Here is a 22,617-nt window from a genome sequence, read left to right as displayed (position 1 = left end):
CATCAAGCGCGTCCGCCCTTGGCGCACGCAGGTTGAACACCACGTCCGCCACCGGCGGACCCAAGGTTCCAGTCGGGAGAAACACCATGGTTTCCCGTGTCGCCACCGCCAACAGCCGGATGACCCTGGTCTCGCGCATGCTGGAGGTCCAGGCTCGGGTCCAGGAGACCCAGAAGCAGATCTCCACCGAGAAGAAATCGCTCGACTACAAGGGGATCGCCAACGACTCCTACCGGCTGGTCAGCATGGAAAACGAGCGCACCATGTTCCAGCGCTACCAGGCCAGCAACGAGATTGCCCAGACCAATCTGGCCGCCATGGCCAACAGCGTGGAGTCGGCCGAGGATACCCTGCGCGAGTTTCGCGGCCTGCTCTCCGTGTTCTCGCAACGCGACCTGTCCAACTTCGATGGCGAGGACGAGGCGGCCCTGGAAGATCTGCAACAGGACGCCTTCGAGACCATGCAGGCGCTGGAATTCTTCATGGACCTCAAGGTGGACGGCAAGTACCTGTTCTCCGGCGGCAAGTCGGACACGCCGCCGATCGAACTGGGCTTCCAGACGGTGGACGAGTTCCAGGAGTATTTCGACGGCACCGATGTCACCTATCCGGAAACCCGCGCCGCCCATCTGGCCGAGGTTTCGCTGAGTGACACCGATACCGGCAACCTGACCTTCGCCGCCGGCCCGCCGGGCACCATCGCCGCCACCAATCCGGGCTCGCTGAGCGATCTGCCGGTCGGCGCGGTGATCGAGGTCACGGGCTCGGGCAGCAACAACCGCAGCTTCACCGTGACCGCCAACAACGGCACGACGCTCGAGGTCAGCCCGCCGCCGACCGCCGAGGGCCCGGTGGGCGGGGTCTCCATCGATACCCGCGACACCTACTACAACGGCGACGAGTTGGAGATGCGGCATCGGGTCGATACCCAGCGCAGCATCACGCTGGGCATCAACGCCAAGGACGCGGCCATCGAGAAAGCCATCCGGGGCCTGGGCATCGTCGCCCAGGGCGTGCCCCAGTTGACCAACCCGACCCCGCCGCCGGCCACCACCGTGGATACCGCGACCCTGGTCCAGCGCATCGAGCAGGGGTTGGACCTGCTCAACGACGCGCTCGAACACCCCATCGACTCAACCGAGGAAAAGGGTGACTTCCAGCGCCTGGCCCGGCAGATCGGCTCCAATCAGGTGACGCTGAACAACGCCATCGACGAGCAGAAGACCTACGTCAGCTTCCTTGAGGTGCGCATCATCGACATCGAGAACGTCGACATCACCGAGGCCGCCACCCGCCTCAACGACGACCTGTTGTCGCTCGACATCTCGATGGCCACCCTGGCCCGCATCAGCCAGCTCAGCCTGAACAACTACCTGTAGGCGGCGGCGCCCCCGAAAAGGGGGGCGCCGCTTGAACACGCCCGCTCAGAAGCGCGCCCGCACCGCGTAGGTCAGGGTCACCGCCTGCTCGGCCGGCACCGTCAGGGTCCACTCGGCGGTGGCGGCGTCGGTGCGCTGGTGGTGGTGGTTTTCCTCCAACATCTCCCACTCGCCGGGGATCGGGGCGATCACGCGCACCTCGACCGGCGTGCCCTTGCCGTTGGTCAGCGCCACCTCGTGCTGGCTTTCGAAGACCCGGTCGGACAGCTTGCGATAGCTCACCTGCTTGGGCTTGGCGGCGACGTCGAAATCCTCGCCCAGGGTCAGGCGCACGCTGCGCCCCTGGCCGGTGTGATCCAGCCCGTCCTCGCCGACGAAGACCAGATCGCCGTCGGCGTCGCGGCGGTAGACGCGCACCGTGCCGGCCGGCAGCGGCTGGCCCAGGCCGGCCGCCTCGGTGTTCTCGAAGACCAGATCACGGCGGGCCGGGAACTCGTCGGCCCGGCCACCCACATGACCCCGATAGACACCGTTGGGCAGGCGGGCGATCAGCTCGCGGCGCACCTCGATGTCGGGGGCCGCCATCAGGGCCAACTGGCGGGTCTGCCGATCGGGCAGATCGACCGGCCCGGCGACGCTGTAGACATGCATCCCCATCAGCGCCTGCGGCGGCTCCATGGCGGACTCGGCGGGGCCGGCGGCGCGGGCCATCATCATCTCCGGCACCGGCTGCGCGCGGGCCCGGTTGAGGTCGCCGGCGACCAGCTTGACCGAGGCGCCCAGAAAGTCGGTGCCGGTGGTGTTGGCCAGGGTCGCCCAGGCGCTGAGGTCGAGCCGGTCCTCGGCGCTGTTCAGCTCGGCCACGTAGTCGGCCCGCCAGTTCAGGCCCGAGGTCAGGTAGGCCAGTTCCAACTCGCGGTCGGCACCCGAGCCGTCCGGGCGGGCCACCTCGGCGAGCAGGGTGGGCCGGGTGCGCACCCCCGGCGGCAGGCCGTCGAAGATGATCCGCCCCGGCGCCCCGGCGTGGATGCGCCCGTCCATCTCAAGAACCGGCTGGCCGTTGTTGAAGGACAACAGGCGGGCCCGGCGCGGCGTCTCCTCGCCCGGCATCTCGATGCCCACCTCGTGGCCCACGGCGGCCTCCAGCAGGCGTTCGCGGGTCAACAGGTCGAAGTCGAACACCCGGGCCCCGAAGGCCAGCCCCGGGCCGGCGTCGGCGGTGGCCAGCATGACCGTTTCCGGCAGCGCCCTGGGCGACACTTCGGCAAAGGCCAGGGCCTGCCGGGGATGGGCCAGCTCGACCCGCCGGCGGTCCTTCACCAGGGCCAGGTCCTGGTTGTAAATGGTCAGGCCCAACGCCGTGCGCGCCGCCGCCTCGACCGCCACCTCGGGCGGCGCGGCGATGGCGGGGGCGGGCAGCAGCGGGCCGGCCAACAGGGCCAGGGCGGCGGCGGCGGGCAGAAGACGGCGCGGGGTCATGGGGGGCCTCCGGTCGGCATTGGGGGGTGACGGCGCGGCCGGCCCTGGGGTAGGCCAGGGCTGTCGGCCACAATTTGTGCGGCGTGTGAACAATGGCGCCACTTTGCGGCGACATGATGTCGAAAGGAACGTTGGATGGAAACCCTGCCCCTGGATGCCCAGGCGCTGACCCTGATCGCCCTCGGCCTGGGCGGGCTCGGCCTGCTCGGTTTGCTCGGGCTGCTTCTCATGCTGCGCCGCCAGCGGGCCGCCACCAGCGCCCTCGGTGGCAACCTGGGGCAGGCCCTGGAGCGTCTCGCCGCCAGCCAGTCGGAACTGGCCGGGCGCCTCGCCGCCCAGGCGGAAAGCCAGGCCGCCGCCCAGGCCCGTCTGGCCGAGGGGCAGCAGGCCCTGCAAACCGCCGTCGTCGGTCAGGTGGCGAGCCGCCTCCAGGCCCAGGAGCGGGCCGTCTCGCAAGCCCTCGACAACCGGCTGGCCGAGGTCGACAAAAAACTCCACCAGGGCCTGGAAACCACCCGCAAGACCACCACCGACACCCTGCACGACCTGCGCGAACGCCTCGCCGTGATCGACCGCGCCCAGAAGAACATCGCCGATCTGTCCGGCCAGGTGGTCGGCCTGCGCGAGGTGTTGAGCAACAAGCAGGCCCGCGGCGCCTTCGGCGAGGTGCAACTGCACGATCTGGTCGGCGCCATCCTCCCCCCCTCGGCCTTCGATTTCCAGGTCAAGCTGTCCAACGACCGCCGGGTCGATTGCCTGATCCGCCTGCCCATGCCCCCCGGCCCCATCGCGGTGGACGCCAAGTTCCCCCTGGAAAGCTACCACGCCCTGCGCATCGCCGAGGACGACACCAGCCGCACCCAGGCCGGACGCACCTTCAGCGCCGACGTCATCAAGCACGTGCGCGACATCGCCGAACGCTACATCATTCCCGGGGAAACCGCCGAATCCGCCCTCATGTTCCTGCCCAGCGAGGCGGTCTACGCCGAACTGCACGCCAGCTTCCCCAACGTGGTCGAGGAAAGCTACCGGCGCCGCGTGTGGATCGTCTCCCCAACCACCCTGATGGCCACCCTCAACACCGTGCGCGCCGTGCTGAAGGACGCCCGCATCCGCGAGGAAGCCAAGGAAATCCAACGCCTGGTCGGCCTCCTGCTGGGCGACGTGGAACGCCTCGACGACCGCGTCGGCAACCTCGACAAACACTTCGACCAGACCCGACGCGACATCGACCTGATCAAAACCTCGACCGGCAAGATCGCCAGCCGGGGCAGCCGCATCCTCGACCTGCAACTGGGCCACGACGACGACGAAACCCCAGCCCACGAGGCCCTTCCCAAGGCCGATGGTGGCTGAGCGGCCGGCCAAGGCGTGTGTTGCGGGTACTCGGGGGCGTTGCCCCCGAACCCCCACCGGGGGACCGAAGGCGGTCCCCCGGACCCCCGCCAAGTCGTTGGAGGGGAACGAAAGGTCTGGAGGCGGACGTGAGAGGGGAATGGGGGCAGGCCAGCTTTGCTGGCCTGCGAACCTGAAAAAAACCAACAACCTTGGGGCGGACGAGGTTTTTTTTCGGTTGTTTCCGCAGGCCAGCGAAGCTGGCCTGCACCAAAAACCCCGCCGCGTTACGCACCGGCGGGGCAGTCAAGCTCAACGACTGGAGGGGGTCCGGGGGATCGCCTCGATCCCCCGGCGGGGGTAAAGGGGGCGGAGCCCCCTTGGTTCCCGTCAGGCCGCCTGACCTCAGCCGTGGGCCGGGGTGCCGGGGTGGTGGTGGAAGGCTTCGGCGAGGCGGTTCAGGGGGCGCTGGACCAGGGTGCGGAAGGTGGTTTTCAGCAGGTCGGCCTGGGCCTTGCTGCGTTCGCGGCGGGCCCGGCGCATGCCGGCTTCGATCTGGGCCCATTCCACGGGGGTGGTGTCCAGGAAACGGGGGTTTACGAAGGCGCGATCGTCGAACATGGGCGCGGCTCCAGTCTGGGGGCGATGGTTGGGGCGTGCCGGGGAGGGGGGTAAATCCCGGCATCTCTGTTGCAGCGCAAAAATTAGGTCAGTGCGTGCGAACTGTCCCGCGCAATTACGGTATGGCTGTCATGCCTTGTGAGTGACCATGGGTGTGGAGGCGCCCACGCATTGGGCAGCGGGAGGGGGCGGCCTGACCGCGAACTGTCACCGTGGGGGCGTCGTGGTCGGCCATTTTGGTGCCGTTTCGCGGCCAATTATGCGGTAGGCTTGCGGCTGGCGCGCCCGCCGTCCCATTCCGAGAAGGGAGTCATCCGGCCATGGAACTGCTGTCCATTCTGGTCATCGTGCTGCTGGTCCTGATGGTGGTTTTCGTGGCCTTGGGGGTGAAGGTGGTGCCCCAGGGCTCGAACTACACGGTGGAGCGCTTCGGCCAGTACACCAAGACGCTGACCCCCGGCCTGCATCTGATCACCCCGTTCATCGACACCATCGGCTCCAAGCTGAGCGTCATGGAGCAGGTGCTCGACGTGCCCAGCCAGGAGGTGATCACCCGCGACAACGCCATGGTCACGGTGGATGGCGTGGTCTTCTATCAGATTCTGGACGTGGCCAAGGCCTCCTACGAGGTGTTGCAGCTTGAGCTGGCCATCCTCAACCTGACCATGACCAACGTGCGCACGGTGATGGGCGGCATGGATCTGGACGAGTTGCTGAGCCAGCGCGACAAGATCAACGCCGCCCTGATGGACGTGGTCGATCAGGCGACCAACCCGTGGGGGGTGAAGGTCACCCGCATCGAGATCAAGGACATCAGCCCGCCGCGTGATCTGGTCGAGGCGATGGGCCGCCAGATGAAGGCCGAGCGCGAGAAGCGGGCCGAGATCCTAAATGCCGAGGGCATGAAGCAGGCCGCCGTGCTGCGCGCCGAGGGCATGAAGCAGGCCGCCATTCTGGAGGCCGAGGGCCGGCGCGAGGCTGCCTTCCGCGACGCCGAGGCCCGCGAGCGCGCCGCCGAGGCCGAGGCCCGGGCCACCGAGGTGGTCTCGAAGGCCATCGCCGAGGGCGACGTGCAGGCGGTCAACTACTTCGTCGCCCTGCGCTATGTGGACTCGTTGCAGGCCATTGCCTCGGCCCCCAGCGGCAAGCTGGTGCTGATGCCGTGGGAGGCGTCCGGCGTGCTCGGCGCCCTGGCCGGGGTGGGCGAGATTGCCCGCGAGACCTTCGGCGGCAAGGGCGGCGACGGTCCCCAGGGCGGCGCGCCGGGCGGTGGGGGTGGCGGCAAGCTGCCCCCGGCGCCGCGCCCCGGCATGGGCGCCGGGCCGGTGATGGCGGCACCCAAGACCGAGACCCTGGCCGGCCCGGCCCCGGGCACCGCCTCCGGGCCGACCGCCGAGGGCGTCGGCAGCGCCGCCGGCGGGCCGGTCGAGGGAGCCGGGCAGGTTCCTGGCGATCCGGCCGCCGCCCAGCGGCTGGCCAAGGTCGGCCAGGAACTGCGCGAGGCCTTCGCCAAGGTCGGCCCGTGGGGCTGAGGGGTGCCGCGTTGACGGGAAGGGAGCCTGGAGTCGCCCATGGACGCGTTGATTGACGGTCTTTCCTACTGGCACTGGTGGATCGCCGGGGCGATCCTGCTGGTGGTCGAACTGCTCGCCCCGGGCATCATCTTCCTGTGGCTGGCCATGGCCGCCGGGGTGACCGGGGCGCTGGTCCTGCTGCTGCCGGGGCTGGGCTGGGAAGTCCAGGTGCTGGTCTTCTCGGGGCTCGGGGTGGTGTCGGTGCTGGCCGGGCGGCGCATCTGGCGCCATCGCCCGGCCGACAGCGACCACCCGACCCTGAACCGCCGGGGCAGCGAGTTGATCGGCCGGCGCTATCCCCTGGAGCGGGCCATCGAAAGCGGCACCGGGCGCATCCGTGTCGGCGAGTCGATGTGGCTGGTTCACGGGCCCGACACCCCGGCCGGCGCCCTGGTCGAGGTGACCGACGTCGACGGCCCGACCCTGGTCGTGCGTCCGGCCGAGGCGGCCGCCGTCGAAACCCCGCGCGAGGCGTCTTGACCCCCGGCCCGCCCCGCGCCGCCGGCCGCCGGGCGGTTGCCGCGTGGTGCCTGTTCGACTGGGCCAACAGCGCCTATCCGACGCTGATCGCCACCTTCGTCTTCGCCACCTACTTCACGCAAGGGGTGGCGGAAAGCCCGGAGGCGGGCACCGCCCTGTGGGGCAACGCCATGGCCTTGTCGGGCCTTTTGATCGCCGTGCTGGCGCCGCTGGCCGGCGCCGTGGCCGACCAGACCGGGGCCCGCAAGCCGTGGCTGGCCGGCTTCTCCGGCCTGTGCATGGCGACCACGGCGCTGCTCTGGTTCGTCGCCCCCGAGCCCGCCTTCGCCCTGCTCGCCCTGGGTCTGGTGGTGGTCTCCAACCTGGGCTTCGAGTTGGGCATGGTGTTCTACAACGCCATGCTGCCCGACATCACCCCGCGCGACCGCCTGGGCCGGGTTTCCGGCTGGGCCTGGGGGCTGGGTTATGCCGGCGGGCTGGTCTGTCTGGTGGTGGCGCTGTTTGGCCTGATCCAGGCCGAGCCGCCGCCGTTTGGCCTGGCCGGGGTCGAGGCCGGGCCGGTCAGGGCCAGCGTGCTGCTGGTCGCCGGCTGGTTCCTGGTCTTCTCGCTGCCGCTGTACCTGTGGGTGCCGGACCGCCCGGGGCGGGGCCAGTCGGCCGGGGCGGCGATCCGCGCCGGGATGGCCGACCTCAGGCGCACCCTGGTCAGGCTGAAGGACGCCCCGCACGGCGTCGGGCGCTTCCTGATCGCCCGCATGATCTACACCGACGGCCTCAACACCCTGTTCGCCTTCGGGGGCATCTATGCCGCCGGCAGTTTCGGCATGGGGGTCGATCAGGTGATCGTCTTCGGCATCGCCATGAACGTTTCGGCCGGGCTGGGGGCGGTCGGTTTCGGCTGGATCGACGACCGCCTGGGCTCGAAGCGCACCATCGCCGGCTCGCTGGTCGCCATGATCGGCCTGGGGGCGGCGCTGGTGCTGATCGAGGACGTCACCCTGTTCTGGGTCGCGGCGCTGGCGTTGGGGGTGTTCTTCGGCCCGGTGCAGGCTTCCAGCCGGGCCATGATGGCCCGCCTCGCGCCACCCGATCAGTTGACCGAGCTGTTCGGCCTGTATGCCCTTTCGGGGCGCATCACCAGCTTTCTCGGGCCGCTGGTGCTGGCCTGGACCACGGCGTGGCTGGACAGTCAGCGGGCCGGCATGGCGACCATTCTGGTCTTCCTGGCCCTGGGTCTGGGGCTGCTTGTTGGCGTGCGCGAACGCCGCGCCTGAAATCCAAGATACATCAACGGCCTTTCCCTCCCCCCCCGGCGGCACCTATAACAGAGTCTTCGTGCCAACAGCGCAAAGGGCGCCCATGACCCAACAGGACACCATCCTGTCAACCGCCGACCTTCCCGAAGACCTGCCCGACGCCAGCACCATCATCCGCTGGATCAAGGACCGCAATGTCACCGAGGTGGAGTGCCTGGTCCCCGATCTGTCCGGGGTGCCCCGGGGCAAGATCCTGCCCGCCGGCAAGTTCCTGGCCGGGCTGGGCGACTGGGGCCTGAGGCTGCCCGAGTCGGTGTTCATCCAGACCGTCGCCGGCGAGTTCCCGAGCGCCGATGGCCTGATCCAGGAGACCGACAGCGACGTCTACCTGCGGCCCGATTTCTCCTCGATCCGCCTCGTCCCCTGGTACGAGGAGCCGACCGCCCAGGTGATCTGCGACTGCGTCTACCGCGACGGCTCGCCGGTGCCCATCTCGCCGCGCCAGGTGCTGCGCTCCATCCTGGCCCTGTACGAGGCACGCGGCTGGCGCCCGGTGATCGCGCCCGAGCTGGAATTCTACCTGACCAAGATCAACGAGGACCCGGACCTGCCGCTGGAGCCGCCGGTGGGGCGCTCGGGCCGCCCGGAGATCGGCCGCCAGGCCTACGGCATCGACGCCGTCAACGAGTTCGATCCCCTGTTCGAGGACATCTACGACCACTGCGAGGTGCAGCGCATCGACGTCGACACCCTGCACCACGAGGGTGGCCCGGCGCAGATGGAGATCAACTTCAACCACGGCGAGCCGCTGGCCCTGGCCGATCAGGTCTTCCTGTTCAAGCGCACCGTCCATCAGGCGGCGCTGAACCACGGCCTTTATGCCACCTTCATGGCCAAGCCGCTGGAAGGCCAGCCGGGCAGCGCCATGCACCTCCACCAGTCGGTGGTCGACGTCGCCACCGGGCGCAACCTGTTCGCCGACGACGAGGAACAGGACACCGACCTGTTCCGCTGGCACATCGGCGGGCTGCGCAAGCACCTGTTGCAGGCGATGGTGGTGCTGGCCCCCAACGTCAACAGCTACCGGCGGCTGGTCAAGTACATGGCGGCGCCGATCAACCTCTACTGGGGCTACGACAACCGCACCGCCGGGCTGCGCGTGCCCTATTCGCGCGGCGAGGGGCGGCGGGTCGAGAACCGGTTGTCCGGCGCCGACGCCAATCCCTATCTGGCCATCGCCGCCTCGCTGGCCTGCGGTTATCTGGGGATGATCGAGCAGATCGACCCTGGCAAGCCCCTGGAGGGCAGCGCCTACGACCGGGCCCACGGCCTGCCCCGCCACCTGCCCGACGCCATCGACCGCTTCTCGCGCGCCAAGGCCCTGCACGAGTTGTGGGGCGATCGCTTCGGCCGCGTCTTCGCCGCGGTCAAGGAAGCGGAGTGGGACGCCTACCAGGACGTCATCAGCAGCTGGGAACGGGAATTCCTGCTGCTCAACGTGTAGGCGCCAAAAAAGGGCCCCGGCTTCCCCGGGGCCCCGCCGCCGCGACGCGAAACCCCACGGCGAGGGCCAGCCCCGCCGTGGGGTTTCGACGTCCAGGGGCCGCCGATCGGCGAGGTCGCCGGGTCTGGCTCGCGGGGTTGTCGGCGGGGGGTGGGGCGGTGTAGGTCTGCGGGACGCGGTTTTCGCATTTTTTTCATCGGGGGATTCTTTTGATGTCGGATGTGCGTTTTGACGTGATCGGCATCGGCAATGCGATTGTCGATGTGATTGCCCATGCCGAGGATTCGTTTCTGGACGAGCAGGGCATCGCCAAGGGCGGCATGACCCTGATCGACGACGCGCGGGCCGAGAGCCTGTACGCGGCGATGGGTCCGGCGGTGGAGATTTCCGGCGGCTCGGGGGCCAACACCCTGGCCGGCGTGGCCTCGCTGGGCGGCCGCGCGGCCTATGTGGGCAAGGTGGCCGACGACCAGCTCGGCAGCGTCTTCCGGCACGACATCCAGGCCGCTGGCGTGGCCTACGAAACGCCGCCGGCCAATGGTGGGCTGCCCACCGCGCGCTGCCTGATCCTGGTCACCCCGGACGCCCAGCGCAGCATGAACACCTTCCTCGGCGCCTCGACCCGGATCGGCGCCGCCGACCTCGACCTGGCGCTGTTCCGCGACAGCGCGGTGACCTACGTGGAGGGCTACCTGTGGGACGCCCCGGAGGCCAAGGAAGCCATCCTGGCGGCCATGAAGGCGGCCAAGGCGGCCGGCCGCAAGGTGGCCATGAGCCTGTCGGACGGCTTCTGCGTCGACCGCCACCGGGCCGAGTTCCTGGATCTGGCCGAGAACTTCGTCGACATCCTGTTCGCCAACGAAACGGAAATCCTCAGCCTCTATCAGGTCGACCGCTTCGACGACGCCCTGCAGCGCGTGCGCGCCCACTGCGAGCTGGCCGCCCTGACCAGAAGCGAGCATGGCTCGGTGGTCGTCTCCGGCGACGAGGTCCACGTGGTGCGCGCCGAGCCGGTGGCCAAGGTGGTCGACACGACCGGGGCCGGCGACCTCTATGCCGCCGGTTTCCTCAAGGGGCTGGTCGATGGCCGCCCGCTGGCCGACTGCGCGCGCATGGGGGGCATCGCGGCGGCCGAGATCATCAGCCACATGGGGGCGCGCCCCGAAACCTCGCTGGCCGAGCTGGTCGCCGCAAGTTTGGGCTGACCCACGGGGCAAAGCCCCGTCTCGGCTAACCCCGGGGCGAGGCCCCGTCTGAACTGGCCACGGGGCGAGGCCCCGTCTCGGCTGACCACGGGCCAAAGGGGGTCGGGGCAAGATTCCCTCTGCCCGAATGGTCCGGGCTCTGGTATAAGCGCGCCGATCCTTCTTCCTAAGGTGTGCGCTGCCGCCGCCCCGGGGGTTCCCCGGGAGCCGGCCGGTTGGCGCGCGCCTTTCCCCTCTATCGGACGCCCCCATGAGCCTGCGCAACATCGCCATCATCGCCCACGTCGACCACGGCAAGACCACCTTGGTCGATGCCCTCCTCAAGCAATCCGGCACCTTCCGCGACAACGAGAAGGTGGCCGAACGGGCGCTGGACAGCAACGACCTGGAGCGCGAGCGCGGCATCACCATCCTCGCCAAGTGCACCGCCGTGCAGCGCGGCGGCCTCAGGATCAACATCATCGACACCCCGGGCCACGCCGATTTCGGCGGCGAGGTGGAGCGCATCCTGTCCATGGTCGACGGCGTGGTGCTGCTGGTCGATGCCGCCGAGGGGCCGCTGCCGCAGACCAAGTTCGTGCTCGGCAAGGCGCTGGCGCTGGGCCTCAAGCCGATGGTCATCGTCAACAAGGTGGATCGCGGCGACGCCCGCCCGCACGAGGTGCACGACGAGGTGTTCGACCTGTTCGTGGCCCTGGAGGCCCATGACGCGCAGCTCGACTTCCCCACCCTGTTCGCCTCCGGGCGCGACGGCTGGGCCACCGAGGACCTGGAAAACGGCGCGCGCGAGAACCTCGACCCGCTGTTCGACCTGATCGTGCGCCACGTCCCCGCCCCCAAGGGCGATGTGAACGGCCCCTTCACCATGCTGGCCACCACCCTGGAGGCCGATCCCTACCTGGGTCGCATCCTGACCGGGCGCATCCATGCCGGGCGGGCCCGCCTGAACATGCCGATCAAGGCCCTGGGCCGCGACGGCACGCTGATCGAACAGGGCCGGGCGACCAAGCTGCTGGCCTTCCGGGGCCTGGCCCGGGTGCCGGTGGAGGAGGCCGAGGCCGGCGACATCATCGCCATCGCCGGGCTGACCAAGGCCAACGTGGCCGATACCCTGTGCGCCCCGGAGGTGAGCGAGCCGCTGCCCGCCCAGCCCATCGACCCGCCCACCCTGGCGATGACCTTCTCGGTCAACGACTCGCCGCTGGCCGGGCGCGAGGGCGACAAGCTGACCAGCCGCGTGATCGGCGCGAGGCTGGCCCGCGAGGCCGAGGGCAACGTCGCCATCCGCATCCGCGAGACCGCCGAAAAGGACGCCTTCGAGGTGGCCGGGCGGGGCGAGCTTCAGCTCGGCGTGCTGATCGAGACGATGCGCCGCGAAGGCTTCGAGCTGGCCATCAGCCGGCCCCGCGTGCTGACCACCGAGGACCTCGACACCGGCCAGCGTCTGGAACCCATCGAGGAGGTGGTGATCGACGTCGACGAGGCCTACAGCGGCACGGTGGTCGAGAAGATGGCCCTGCGCAAGGCCGAGATGATCGCCATGCGTCCCGGCGGCGCCGGCAAGACCCGGCTGGTCTTCCACGCCCCCTCGCGCGGGCTGATCGGCTACCACGGCGAATTCCTGACCGACACCCGGGGCACCGGCATCATGAACCGTCTGTTCCACGGCTACGCCCCCCACAAGGGCGACATCGAGGGGCGGCGCGAGGGCGTGCTGATCTCCACCGAGGATGGCGACGCCGTGGCCTACGCCCTGTTCAACCTGCTCGACCGCGGGCCGCAGTTCATCGAGCCCGGGGCCAAGGTCTACCAGGGCATGATCATCGGCGAGCACACCCGGCCCAACGACCTGGAAGTGAACCCGCTGAAGGCCAAGAAGCTGACCAACATCCGCGCCTCGGGCAAGGATGACGCCATCCTGCTGCCGCCGCCGCGCAAGATGAGCCTGGAAGACGCCCTGGCCTACATCCAGGACGACGAGTTGGTGGAAGTCACCCCGAAGGCCATCCGCCTGCGCAAGAAACTGCGCGATCCCCACGAGCGCAAGAAGGCCAGCCGCACCGGCCAGGCCGCCTGAGGCGGCGGGCCAGAGGGGCCTGACAAGGGGGCGCTGCCCCCTTGACCCCCGCCGGGGGGACCTGGGGCCCCCCCGGACCCCCGCCGTGACTTAAAACCCCACCGAGGGGGGCAAGCCCCCTCGGTGGGGTTTTGACTCATGGTGGGGTCTGGGGAGGCCTCCCGGCCTCCCCAGCGGGGTTCAAAGGGGCGGCGCCCCTTTGGCCTGGGGCAGCGCCCCTTTGGCGGAGTGCGATGAAGCTCAGTCCTCGGCGGTCTGGGCGATGGGGGGGCCGACCATGTCGCCGGCGATGGGGAAGGTGACGGTGCCGTTGCTGGCGTCGTAGGTCCATTTTTCGGCCGGTCCGAAGCGTTCCAGGCTGTCCGGATCGCCCAGGGCGGCTTCCAGTTCGGCCTTGGTCGAGGCGCCTTCGGCCTTGTCGAGGATGTCCTTGGTGGTGTCCTTGCAGGCGGCGAGGCCAAGCGCGAGGACGGGGATCAGGGCGAGGCTGCGCCAGGAGCGGGGCATGGGCGGTGTCTCCGTGAGGTGGCCAACGGGGTGATGGCAACGGGCGGATACGGTGCCATGGGGTGGGGTCGGCGTCCAGGGCGGGTGGACGCGGGGCGGCGGGGACCCTACCTTGCCGGCAGTTCGATGCCTTGGCAGGGAGAGTTTGCATGTCCGCGACCGAGGCCCGTTTTTCGGGCACCGCCACCTACATCGCCACCGAGGATTTGAAGGTGGCGGTGAACGCCGCCGTGACCCTGAGCCGGCCCTTGCTGGTCAAGGGCGAGCCGGGAACCGGCAAGACGGTGCTGGCCCGCGAGGTGGCCGATTCGCTCGGTCTCGACCTGATTTCCTGGCACATCAAGTCGACCACCAAGGCCCAGCATGGCCTTTACGAGTACGACGCGGTCTCGCGCCTGCGCGATTCCCAGTTGGGCGAGCCGGGGGTGAAGGAGATCGGCAACTACATCCGCCCGGGTCGGCTGTGGGATGCCTTCACCCATGTCAGCGGCAGCGGCAAGGCGGGCTGCGTGCTGCTGATCGACGAGATCGACAAGGCCGACATCGAGTTCCCCAACGATCTGCTGCTGGAACTGGACCGCATGGAGTTCCATGTCCACGAGACCGGGCAGACGGTGCGCGCCGAGACCCGGCCGGTGGTCATCATCACCTCGAACAACGAGAAGGAGCTGCCGGATGCCTTCCTGCGCCGCTGCTTCTTCCACTACATCCGCTTTCCCGACGTGGAGACCATGCGGGCGATCATCGAGGTGCATCACCCGGGGGTGAAGGATGATCTGCTGGCCGAGGCGTTGGGCCTGTTCTATGGCCTGCGCGAGGTGCCGGGGCTGAAGAAGCGGCCCTCGACCTCGGAGCTGCTCGACTGGATCCGCCTGCTGATGGCCGACCAGGTGCCCCCCTCGGCGCTCAAGGCGAGCCGCGAGGAAGGCCGCCTGCCGCCGCTCTCCGGGGCGCTTCTGAAGAACGAGCAGGACTTGCAGCAATTGGACCGGCTGGCCCGGAGGTAGGGGCCATGTTCCTGCGCCTTTTCTTCGGCCTGCGCGAGGCCGGAGTGCCGGCCTCGCTGCTCGAGCTTCTGACCCTGATCGAGGCGATGGCCCAGCGCGTCCCGGCCTTCTCGGTGGACGACGCCTACCATCTGGCCCGCGCCACCCTGGTCAAGGACGAGCGCCATCTGGACCGCTTCGACCGGGTGTTCGCCCAGGTCTACCAGGGTCTGGGCGAGGCGGCGGGCGAGACGCCCGAGGAAATCCTCGCCGACATCCCCGAGGCCTGGCTGCGCAAGCTGGCCGAAAAGCACCTTTCGGAGGAGGAGAAGGCGCGCATCGAGGCCCTCGGCGGCTGGGAAGAGCTGATGGAGACCCTGAAAAAGCGCCTCGCCGAGCAGCAGGGGCGCCACCAGGGGGGCAACAAGTGGATCGGCACCGCCGGCACCTCGCCCTTCGGGGCCTACGGCTACAACCCGGAAGGCATCCGGATCGGCCAGCACGAAAGCCGCCATCGCCGGGCGGTCAAGGTGTGGGACAAGCGGGAGTTCAAGAACCTCGACGACACGGTCGAGCTGGGCACCCGCAACGTCAAGGTGGCGCTGCGCCGGCTGCGCCGCTTCGCGCGCACCGGGGCGGCCACCGAGCTGGATCTGGACGGCACCATCCGGGCCACCGCCCACAACGGCGGGCTGCTCGACCTGAAAATGGTCCCGGAGCGTCACAACGCGGTGAAGGTGTTGTTGTTCCTCGATGTGGGCGGCTCCATGGACGACCACATCCGCACCTGCGAGGAGCTGTTCTCGGCCGTGCGCGGCGAGTTCAAGCACCTGGAGTACTACTACTTCCACAACTGCCTGTACGAGTTCGTGTGGCGCGACAACAAGCGCCGCCACACCGAGCGCATCCCGACGCACGAGGTGCTGCGCACCTACCCGGCCGACTACAAGCTGATCTTCGTCGGCGATGCCTCGATGAGCCCCTACGAGATCGTCTACCCCGGCGGCGCGGTCGAGCACTGGAACCGCGAGCCCGGGGAAGCCTGGCTGAGGCGGGCGCTGGACACCTGGCCCAGGGCGGTGTGGCTGAACCCGGTGCCCGAACGCTACTGGGGCTACACGCCGTCCATCGGCATGATCGGCAAGATCACCGAGGGGCGCATGTTCCCGCTCACCCTGTCCGGCCTCGATCAGGCCATGCGCGCCCTGCTCTGAGGCGCAAGGACCTCATCGGGGAACGCTCAAAGCGAGCGGTCCTCGCTGGCCTTGGGGGTGGCCAGTGGTACGTGCGGGGCGGCGCCCAGGGGCAGGGCGCCGGTCAGCCGGGGGTCGTCGACCAGGGCGCTGTCGTGCCCGCACACGGTGAAGCCGCTGCGCCGGTAGAACTCGATGGCCGCCGGGTGGTCGTGTTGGCAGGTGTGCACCCACACCCGGCGCGGCCGGGGCTGGCTGGCCCAGGCCAGGACCAGGGCGCGGGTCATCATGTAGCGGCCCAGGCCCTGGCCGACCGCTTCCGGGATCAGGCCGAAATAGGCGATCTCCACCTCGCCGGTGGTCCGCCGGTCCAGTTCGAGCAGACCGATGGGGTGGTCGTTCTGGCGCAGGAAGTGGATTTCCACGTCGGGGTCGATGAGCAGGGCATCGAGCGCCGCCGGGGCCAGTTGCAACCGGCCCTGCCACAGCCACGGCGCACCGACCCGGCGGTACATGGCCAGATAGTCGCGCGGCGACAGGTGGCGTTCGTGTTTCAGCCGCAGGCCGGGTTGGGGAGGGGTGTCGGCCGGCGGCTCCTCGCGCCAAGGTGGCAGGGTCATCTCCAGGATGGTGATGTGTTCGCGCAGTTTGCCGGTTGGCGGGGCGGGCGGCTCGGTCATCGGGTTCCAGGGACAGCGGTCGGGGACAGGGTAATGGGACCGCAGTTTTAGGCAATCGCGCCGGCTCTGTGAACCACATTCCTTCGCGGGATGAAGCGTTGCGCACAACCACCCGGGAGGGCCGAAACGGCCGTGGGGGCTCTCAACCTTCAGGTGAATCGTCCCGGGCCGGGGCGGCGTTGGCCGGCAGGGCGACGCGGGCGGTCAGGCCGCCGGGGTCGTCGGGCGGGCGTGGCGGGCGGTTGGCCAGCCGCACGTCCCCGCCATGGCCGCGCACCACCGAGCGGACCACGGCGAGGCCCAGGCCGGCCCCGCCGGTCTGCCGCGAGCGCGACCCTTCCAGGCGATGGAAGGGGCGGAACACCTCTTCCAGCGCCTCCTCGGGCAGGCCGGGGCCGTTGTCGTCGATCTCCACCACCAGTTCGTCGCCGCCCGCAAGGAGGGTCAGGCGGGCCTCGCCGCCGTACTTCATGGCGTTGTCGATCAGGTTGGCGAAGGCCCGGCGCAGCGCCATCGGACGGCCGGCGATGGGCTGCCGATCCCCGGCCGGGCGGCGGTCATCCAGGCGCACCTTGGCGCCGGCCTCGGCGAAGCTTTTGGTCAGATCGCCGAGCAGCCTGGCCGGGTCGACCGCCTCCAGGTCCTCGCCGGCCGCCTCGTCGCGGGCGAAGGCCAGGGTGGCGGCGATCATCTCCTCCATCTCGTCGAGGTCGGCGATCATCCGCTCGCGCATCTCCTCGTCGTCGATCAGCTCGGCGCGCAGGCGCAGGCGGGTGATCGGGGTCCTGAGGTCGTGACTGATGGCGGCCAGCATGCGGGTGCGGTCGGTGACGAAGCGGGCCAGGCGCTCCTGCATGCGGTTGAAGGCATGGCTGGCCCGGCGCACCTCGCCGGGGCCGCTTTCGCTGAGCGGCGGGGCGTTGAGGTCGATGCCGACCCGCTCGGCGGCGGCGGCCAGACGCTCCAGCGGCCGGGTGGCGCGACGCAGGGCGACCAGCGCTACCGCCGCCACGCCGAGCAGCACCAGCAGCGGCAGGGCGAGCAGGGGCAGGGTGCCGGGGTGGGGGGGCAGGGGCGGGGCGAGCACGGCGACGGCGTTGAGCACCTCGCCATCGGGCAGCGGCAGGCTGACCAGCAGCACCGTGCCGGCCGGTCCGGCCTGGCGCTGAAGATGGTCCAGCCAGCGCTCCGGGCCGGAGGGTGGCTGGTCGCCATCGCCGCCGTCGGGTCCCAGGCGGGGCGGGCCGCCCCGGCCGCCCCGGCCGCCGCGCCAGCCGAAGCCCGGACGCTCGGGCAGGCGCAGCCGGGGGTCGGTCGTCTCGGGATTGATCAGCACCGCCGCCGCCTGGGGGAACAGGTCCAGACGTTCGCCCAGGCTGATCGCCAGGCGCCGCTCCAGGCGCGAGGCCGGGGCCTCGGGGCCGGGCGGCAGGACCAGGGGCTCGGGGCCGACGAACAGGTGGAAGGCCGGCGAGCGCAGGGTGTGGGCCAGCCGCTGGCGTTCCATGCCGGACAGCGCGGCCAGTTGCTGGTGGGCCTCGGTCAGCCGTTCCAGGGCCGGACCGGCGGCGGCGCGCCGTCCCAGGTCGCCGCGCTGGCCGAGGAAGATGGCGCTGAGCAACCCGCCGCTGAGGATCAGGGTGGCCAACAGCAGCACCGCCAGCCAGCCGGCCAGACTGTCCGGGCGCAGGCGGCGCAGGCGGGGCAGGGTCATTGCGTGTCCCCGGCGCGCGTCACCTCGGCGGCCAGCAGATAGCCGCCGCCGCGCACCGTCTTGATCAGGCTGGGTTCCTTGGGATCGGCTTCGATCTTCTTGCGCAGCCGGCCGATCTGCACGTCGATGCTGCGGTCGAAGGGCGCCGCCGTGCGGCCCCGGGTGAGATCGAGCAGCTGGTCGCGCGACAGCACCCGGCGCGGCCGCTGGACCAGACACAGCAACAGGTCGTATTCGCCGGCGGTCAGCGGCAGCTCGGCGCCGTCCGGGTCGCGCACCGTGCGCCCGCCGGTGTCCAGCTCGAAGCCGGCGAAGCGGTAGCGCGGGCCGCCATTCTCATCCGGTCCGGCCTCGCCGGGCAGCGGCGGCAAGGCGGCGTGGCGGCGCAGCACGGCGCGGATGCGGGCCAGCAGCTCGCGCGGGTTGAAGGGCTTGGGCAGGTAGTCGTCGGCCCCCATCTCCAGGCCGACGATGCGGTCGATGTCCTCGCCGGCGGCGGTCAGCATGATGATCGGCAGGGCCGAGTCGACGCGCACCCGGCGGCACAGCGACAGGCCGTCCTCGCCCGGCATCATCAGGTCGAGGACCACCAGATCGATGGCCTTTTCCTCCAGGGCACGCATCATCTCGCGCCCCTCGGCGGCCAGGCTGACCCTGAACCCGTGCTGGCCCAGGAAGCGGCCCAGCAGGGTGCGGATTTCGCGGTCGTCATCGACCACCAGAAGATGCGGTGTGCGTTCCATGGCCCCGAGTTTAGCGCCCGGCCGGGCGGCTGGCGCCCCCTTTCAGGCAACCGGACGTAACCCCGCCGGGGTCTGTTACAGGGCGTTACACAAAGCCCCGCGCCGGGTCATCGGCGGGTTACCGGAAAGGCGCAGATTGGGTCCTGTCGACGCCACTCACGGCGTCCCGTTTTCCCCAACCCCTCAGCGGAGTAACGACCATGAAGACCCGCAGCAAACTCACCCTCGCCACCACCGCCCTGGCCACCGTGCTGGTTGCCGGCCTGACCTTCGCCGAGCCCGCCGAGGCGCGCGGCTGTGGCGGCTATCCCGGCGGCGGCCCCGGCATGGCCGGCGGTCCCGGCATGAACGGCGGCCCCGGCGCCGGCTGGCAGCGGATGGACCCGGCCGACCAGAAGGCCTTCCAGGAGATGCAGGCGGCGCGCACCGAAATGCGCCAGAGCCATCAGGCCGAGATCAAGGCCCTGCTGGAGCGCATGCCGCAGAACCTGAAGGACGACTACAACGCCATGATGGAGCGCCATCAGGCCGACCGCGACGCCATGCGTCAGCGCATGATGGACATGCGCACGGACATGTGGGGCAACCAGAGCCGCGGCCTGCCCGACAAGCTGAACTGAGCCGCCGGTCCGTTGCCCAAGGTTCCCCTCCTCAAGCCTTCCCCCCGGGCGTCACCGCCCGGGGGGTCTTTTTTCCGGCCGGGTCTATCTGGCCGGTTCGGGCTCGGGGGGGTCTTCAAGCACCGTGTCCGGCGCCGGAGTGAAGAAGCGCAGCACCACGAAGCCCAGCACCGCCGAGACCAGCGAGCCGGCCAGCACCCCGACCCGCACCCCGACCTCGGTCTTGAGGTCCGTCTCGAAGGCCAGCGTGCCGATGAACAGGCTCATGGTGAAGCCGATGCCGGTCAGCAGGGCCACCCCGTAGACCTGCATCCAGGTGATGTTCTTCGGCAACTTGGCCAGACCCGAGCGGATGGCCAGCCAGGCAAAGGCCATCACCCCGACCTGCTTGCCGATGACCAGCCCCAGGGCGACCGCCAGCGGCAGGGGCGCCAGCAGCGACAACGGCCCCACCCCGGACAGCGACACTCCGGCGTTGGCGAAGGCGAATACCGGCAGGATGCCGTAGGAAACCCACGGGTGCAGGGCGTGCTCCAGGTCTTCCAGGCGGCTTTCCCCGCTGTCCGCCGGGTCGCCCCGGTGGGGGATGGCCAGCGCCAGCACCACCCCGGCCAGGGTGGCATGCACCCCCGACTTCAGCACCGCCACCCAGAGCACGGCGCCGATCAGCAGGTAGGGTGTGAGCCGCCGCACGCCGGACAGGTTGAGCGCCGCCAGGGCGGCCACGCAGACCCCGGCCACGGCAAAGGCGGTGCCCGACAGGTCGCCGGAATAGAAGGCGGCGATGATCAGGATGGCCCCCAGGTCGTCGATGATGGCCAGCGCGGTCAGGAAGATCTTCAGCGACAGCGGGGCCCGGCTGCCGAGCAGGGCGAGCACGCCCAGGGCAAAGGCGATGTCGGTCGCCGCCGGGATGGCCCAGCCGCGCAGCAGCGCCTCGGCCTCGCCCATCACCGTCACCACCAGCACGTAGACCAGGGCCGGCACGACCATGCCGCCGATCGCCGCGATGGCCGGAAAGGCGGCGCTGGACATGTCCGACAGGCGGCCGGTCATCACCTCGCGCTTGATCTCCAGGCCGACCAGCAGGAAGAAGATCGCCATCAGGCCGTCGTTGATCCACAGCAGCAGGGGCTTGCTCAGCACCGCCTCGCCCATCCCGATGGTCAGCGGGATGTCGAGCAGCATGTCGTAGGTCGGGGCGAGGCCGCTGTTGGCGACCACCAGGGCCAGGGCGGCGGCGATCACCAGGATCACCCCGCCGGCCGCTTCCATGCGCAGGAATTCGGCGAGAATTCGCACGGGCGTCAGTTCCTTCCTTCTGAAGTGCGGGCGGTTCTCTTTTGACGTCTCGGGGCGATGCGGCCCATGATCGAGATAGGGCGCCTTGGCCGCCCGGAAAAGGTTTGGCGGCGGTGAAATCCGACCATCGGCCCACAGGTTCCGACCCACGGGTTCCGGTGGTGGCGCCGACGCATGGACGCGGCGCCCCCCGTACGCTACACCGAAGGCAGCCGTCAACCACCCCCGGAGGGACCATGAGCGACAGCCCGGCGCCGGCCATCAACCCCGTCTACTGCGCCCTCGACACCGACGACGTGGCCCAGGCCACCGGTCTGGCCGCCCGGCTGGCCGATCACGTCGGCGGCCTCAAACTGGGGCTCCAGTTCTTCACCTCGGCCGGGCGCAAGGGGGTGACGCAGGTCCGCAAGGCCTCCGAGCTGCCCATCTTCCTGGACCTCAAGTTCCACGACATCCCCAACACCGTGGCCGGGGCGGTGCGCGCCTCGTGCGCGCTTCGGCCGTCGCTGCTCACCGTGCACGCCGCCGGCGGGGCCGAGATGATGAAGGCCGCCGCCCGCGCCGCCGACGACGGGGCCCACCTGCACGTGGCGCGCCGCCCGCTGATCCTCGGGGTGACCGTGCTGACCAGCCTCGACCAGGAGGACCTGAGCGCCACCGGGATCGATCATCCGGTCGACGATCAGGTGCGCCGGCTGGCCGAGCTGGCCCGCGAATCGGGCCTTGATGGGGTGGTCTGCTCGCCGCACGAGGTGGCCACCCTGCGCGCCGACCTGGGCCGCACCTTCAAGCTGGTGGTCCCCGGCGTGCGCCCCGAATGGGCCGCCGGCGGCGACCAGAAGCGGGTCATGACGCCGGCCGAGGCGTTGCTCGCCGGGGCCGACGTGCTGGTCATCGGGCGGCCCATCACGGCCAGTGGCGACCCGCCCCGGGCGGCCCAGCGCATCGCCCAGGAGCTGGCCTCGGCCAGCGCCGCCGCCTGCCCGCTGCCCAACCCGGACCGGGAGGCCTGAGCATCATGCCGGTTGCCGTGAAGATCTGCGGCCTGACCACGCCCGACGCCGTGGCCGCCGCCGTCGAGGGGGGCGCCGACTGGCTGGGCGTGGTCTTCTTTGCCCCCTCGCCGCGCGCCATCGAGCCCGAGGCCGCCGCCGAACTACTCGACGGGGTGCCCGAGGAGGTGGTCAAGGTCGGCCTGCTGGTCGACCCCGACGACGCCACCCTGGACCGCGTGCTGGCCCAGGTGCGGCTCGACATGATCCAGTTGCACGGTCGCGAGACCCCGCAGCGGGTCGAGGCCATCCGCCAGGAATTCGGCCGCCCGGTGATGAAGGCGATCAGCGTCGGCGGGGCGGCCGACCTGCTGGCCGCCAAGGCCTTCGACGGGGTCGCCGACCGCCTGCTGTTCGATGCCCGGCCGCCCCAGGGGGCCGCCAACCCGGGCGGCAACGCCCAGCCCTTCGACTGGCCGCTGATGGCGGATTGGCGCGGCCAGAGCCCGTGGATGCTGGCCGGCGGCCTGAGCCCGGACAATCTGGCCCAGGCGGTGAAGGCCAGCGGCGCCACCGCGGTCGACGTATCCTCCGGCGTGGAATCGGCGCGCGGCGTCAAGGACCCCGATCTGATCCGCCGCTTCCTGGAGGTGGCGGCGCGGCTGTAAGCCTGCCAACTGTGGTTTGATTGTGAATGTAATAGGTTGAGGGCAGGTCATAATATCTGCCTCTTTTTCTGTCTGCTTCTCGGGTGAAGTCTAAAATAGTTCGATGGGTTCCAGATAGCCTCGGAGGGACTGATGGACATCTCAGAGCCTGATCGGAAAAGAGTTGAGTGATTTCAGTCGGTTGTGATTCGATGGGTGGTGTCTAGACATCCATGGAGCACAACATGTGGACCGAAATCACTCGCCCGCAGTATGAGCGGACGGGCCAACGCTACGCAAGTGATGCGACCGATGCGGAGTGG

The 22,617-nt window shown here is 69.9% G+C and carries 20 protein-coding genes; 13 read left to right on the top strand and 7 right to left on the bottom strand.

What is annotated here, in order from left to right; translation table 11 throughout:
- Positions 1-86 precede the first annotated feature (86 nt).
- The gene (locus BLR95_RS14550) at positions 87-1,379 is read left to right on the top strand and encodes a flagellin (protein WP_092621811.1); all 1,293 of its coding nucleotides are present in this window, start codon (positions 87-89) and stop codon (positions 1,377-1,379) included.
- Positions 1,380-1,424: 45 nt separating this feature from the next.
- On the opposite strand, the gene BLR95_RS14545 is transcribed toward BLR95_RS14550, so the two are convergent.
- Positions 1,425-2,858 carry a DUF4139 domain-containing protein gene (locus BLR95_RS14545; protein WP_092621808.1) on the bottom strand — a complete coding sequence of 478 codons (1,434 nt, stop codon included), beginning with the start codon at positions 2,856-2,858 and terminating at the stop codon, positions 1,425-1,427.
- A gap of 135 nt (positions 2,859-2,993) precedes the next feature.
- Between BLR95_RS14545 and BLR95_RS14540 the strand changes: the two genes are divergently transcribed.
- A complete protein-coding gene (locus tag BLR95_RS14540) occupies positions 2,994-4,214 on the top strand; it encodes a DNA recombination protein RmuC (RefSeq protein ID WP_092621805.1) in 1,221 nt (406 codons plus the stop codon).
- Positions 4,215-4,598: 384 nt separating this feature from the next.
- Here BLR95_RS14540 and BLR95_RS14535 read toward each other — a convergent pair whose 3' ends face one another.
- Positions 4,599-4,814, bottom strand: coding sequence for a hypothetical protein (locus BLR95_RS14535; protein WP_092621802.1), 216 nt, complete (start codon positions 4,812-4,814; stop codon positions 4,599-4,601).
- A 320-nt stretch (positions 4,815-5,134) separates the two neighbouring features.
- On the opposite strand from BLR95_RS14535, the gene BLR95_RS14530 reads away from it, so the two are divergent.
- The 6 genes from BLR95_RS14530 to typA all read left to right on the top strand — a co-directional run bounded on the left by BLR95_RS14530 (position 5,135) and on the right by typA (position 12,910).
- Entirely contained in the window at positions 5,135-6,346 is a 1,212-nt protein-coding gene (locus BLR95_RS14530; protein WP_092621799.1) for an SPFH domain-containing protein, read from the top strand.
- A 39-nt stretch (positions 6,347-6,385) separates the two neighbouring features.
- Positions 6,386-6,868: an NfeD family protein gene (locus BLR95_RS14525; RefSeq protein WP_092621796.1), complete on the top strand. Its 483-nt coding sequence runs from the start codon at positions 6,386-6,388 to the stop codon at positions 6,866-6,868.
- Positions 6,865-8,142 carry an MFS transporter gene (locus tag BLR95_RS14520; RefSeq protein ID WP_092621793.1) on the top strand — a complete coding sequence of 426 codons (1,278 nt, stop codon included), beginning with the start codon at positions 6,865-6,867 and terminating at the stop codon, positions 8,140-8,142. The genes BLR95_RS14525 and BLR95_RS14520 overlap by 4 nt, the downstream gene beginning before the upstream one ends.
- A gap of 85 nt (positions 8,143-8,227) precedes the next feature.
- Complete coding sequence (locus BLR95_RS14515; RefSeq protein ID WP_092621790.1) at positions 8,228-9,628, top strand: glutamine synthetase family protein; 1,401 nt, start codon at positions 8,228-8,230, stop codon at positions 9,626-9,628.
- 212 nt (positions 9,629-9,840) lie between these two features.
- Positions 9,841-10,833, top strand: a complete 993-nt coding sequence (locus tag BLR95_RS14510) for an adenosine kinase (RefSeq protein ID WP_092621788.1) — start codon at positions 9,841-9,843, stop codon at positions 10,831-10,833.
- 250 nt (positions 10,834-11,083) lie between these two features.
- Positions 11,084-12,910: a translational GTPase TypA gene (gene typA, locus BLR95_RS14505; protein ID WP_092621785.1), complete on the top strand. Its 1,827-nt coding sequence runs from the start codon at positions 11,084-11,086 to the stop codon at positions 12,908-12,910.
- Positions 12,911-13,150: 240 nt separating this feature from the next.
- On the opposite strand, the gene BLR95_RS14500 is transcribed toward typA, so the two are convergent.
- Positions 13,151-13,417 carry a hypothetical protein gene (locus BLR95_RS14500; RefSeq protein WP_092621782.1) on the bottom strand — a complete coding sequence of 89 codons (267 nt, stop codon included), beginning with the start codon at positions 13,415-13,417 and terminating at the stop codon, positions 13,151-13,153.
- Positions 13,418-13,566: 149 nt separating this feature from the next.
- Here BLR95_RS14500 and BLR95_RS14495 point away from each other — a divergent pair, with 149 nt between their 5' ends.
- Together BLR95_RS14495 and BLR95_RS14490 are read left to right on the top strand one after the other, a co-directional pair.
- On the top strand, positions 13,567-14,424 hold the full coding sequence (locus BLR95_RS14495; protein WP_092621779.1) for an AAA family ATPase: 858 nt from the start codon (positions 13,567-13,569) through the stop codon (positions 14,422-14,424).
- A 5-nt stretch (positions 14,425-14,429) separates the two neighbouring features.
- Positions 14,430-15,617, top strand: coding sequence for a vWA domain-containing protein (locus BLR95_RS14490; RefSeq protein WP_092621776.1), 1,188 nt, complete (start codon positions 14,430-14,432; stop codon positions 15,615-15,617).
- A 26-nt stretch (positions 15,618-15,643) separates the two neighbouring features.
- Here BLR95_RS14490 and BLR95_RS14485 read toward each other — a convergent pair whose 3' ends face one another.
- From BLR95_RS14485 to BLR95_RS14475, 3 genes are all read right to left on the bottom strand, one after another.
- Entirely contained in the window at positions 15,644-16,276 is a 633-nt protein-coding gene (locus tag BLR95_RS14485) for a GNAT family N-acetyltransferase (protein WP_092621773.1), read from the bottom strand.
- Positions 16,277-16,418: 142 nt separating this feature from the next.
- A complete protein-coding gene (locus tag BLR95_RS14480) occupies positions 16,419-17,990 on the bottom strand; it encodes an ATP-binding protein (RefSeq protein WP_245689563.1) in 1,572 nt (523 codons plus the stop codon).
- Positions 17,987-18,733, bottom strand: coding sequence for a response regulator (locus tag BLR95_RS14475; protein WP_092621770.1), 747 nt, complete (start codon positions 18,731-18,733; stop codon positions 17,987-17,989). The genes BLR95_RS14480 and BLR95_RS14475 overlap by 4 nt, the downstream gene beginning before the upstream one ends.
- Before the next feature lie 200 nt (positions 18,734-18,933).
- Between BLR95_RS14475 and BLR95_RS15860 the strand changes: the two genes are divergently transcribed.
- Positions 18,934-19,353, top strand: coding sequence for a hypothetical protein (locus BLR95_RS15860; protein WP_092621767.1), 420 nt, complete (start codon positions 18,934-18,936; stop codon positions 19,351-19,353).
- Between the two features lie 84 nt (positions 19,354-19,437).
- On the opposite strand, the gene nhaA is transcribed toward BLR95_RS15860, so the two are convergent.
- Complete coding sequence (nhaA, locus tag BLR95_RS14465; RefSeq protein ID WP_281241301.1) at positions 19,438-20,664, bottom strand: Na+/H+ antiporter NhaA; 1,227 nt, start codon at positions 20,662-20,664, stop codon at positions 19,438-19,440.
- A 227-nt stretch (positions 20,665-20,891) separates the two neighbouring features.
- Between nhaA and pyrF the strand changes: the two genes are divergently transcribed.
- Positions 20,892-21,668, top strand: a complete 777-nt coding sequence (pyrF, locus tag BLR95_RS14460) for an orotidine-5'-phosphate decarboxylase (RefSeq protein WP_092621764.1) — start codon at positions 20,892-20,894, stop codon at positions 21,666-21,668.
- Between the two features lie 2 nt (positions 21,669-21,670).
- Positions 21,671-22,315, top strand: a complete 645-nt coding sequence (locus tag BLR95_RS14455; RefSeq protein ID WP_425438447.1) for a phosphoribosylanthranilate isomerase — start codon at positions 21,671-21,673, stop codon at positions 22,313-22,315.
- Positions 22,316-22,617: the final 302 nt, after the last annotated feature.

This window comes from Roseospirillum parvum (assembly GCF_900100455.1).
GTDB lineage: Bacteria > Pseudomonadota > Alphaproteobacteria > Rhodospirillales > Rhodospirillaceae > Roseospirillum > Roseospirillum parvum.
The sequence above is the reverse complement of the archived record's forward strand: the minus strand, read 5'-3'. Positions and strand labels throughout refer to the sequence as shown.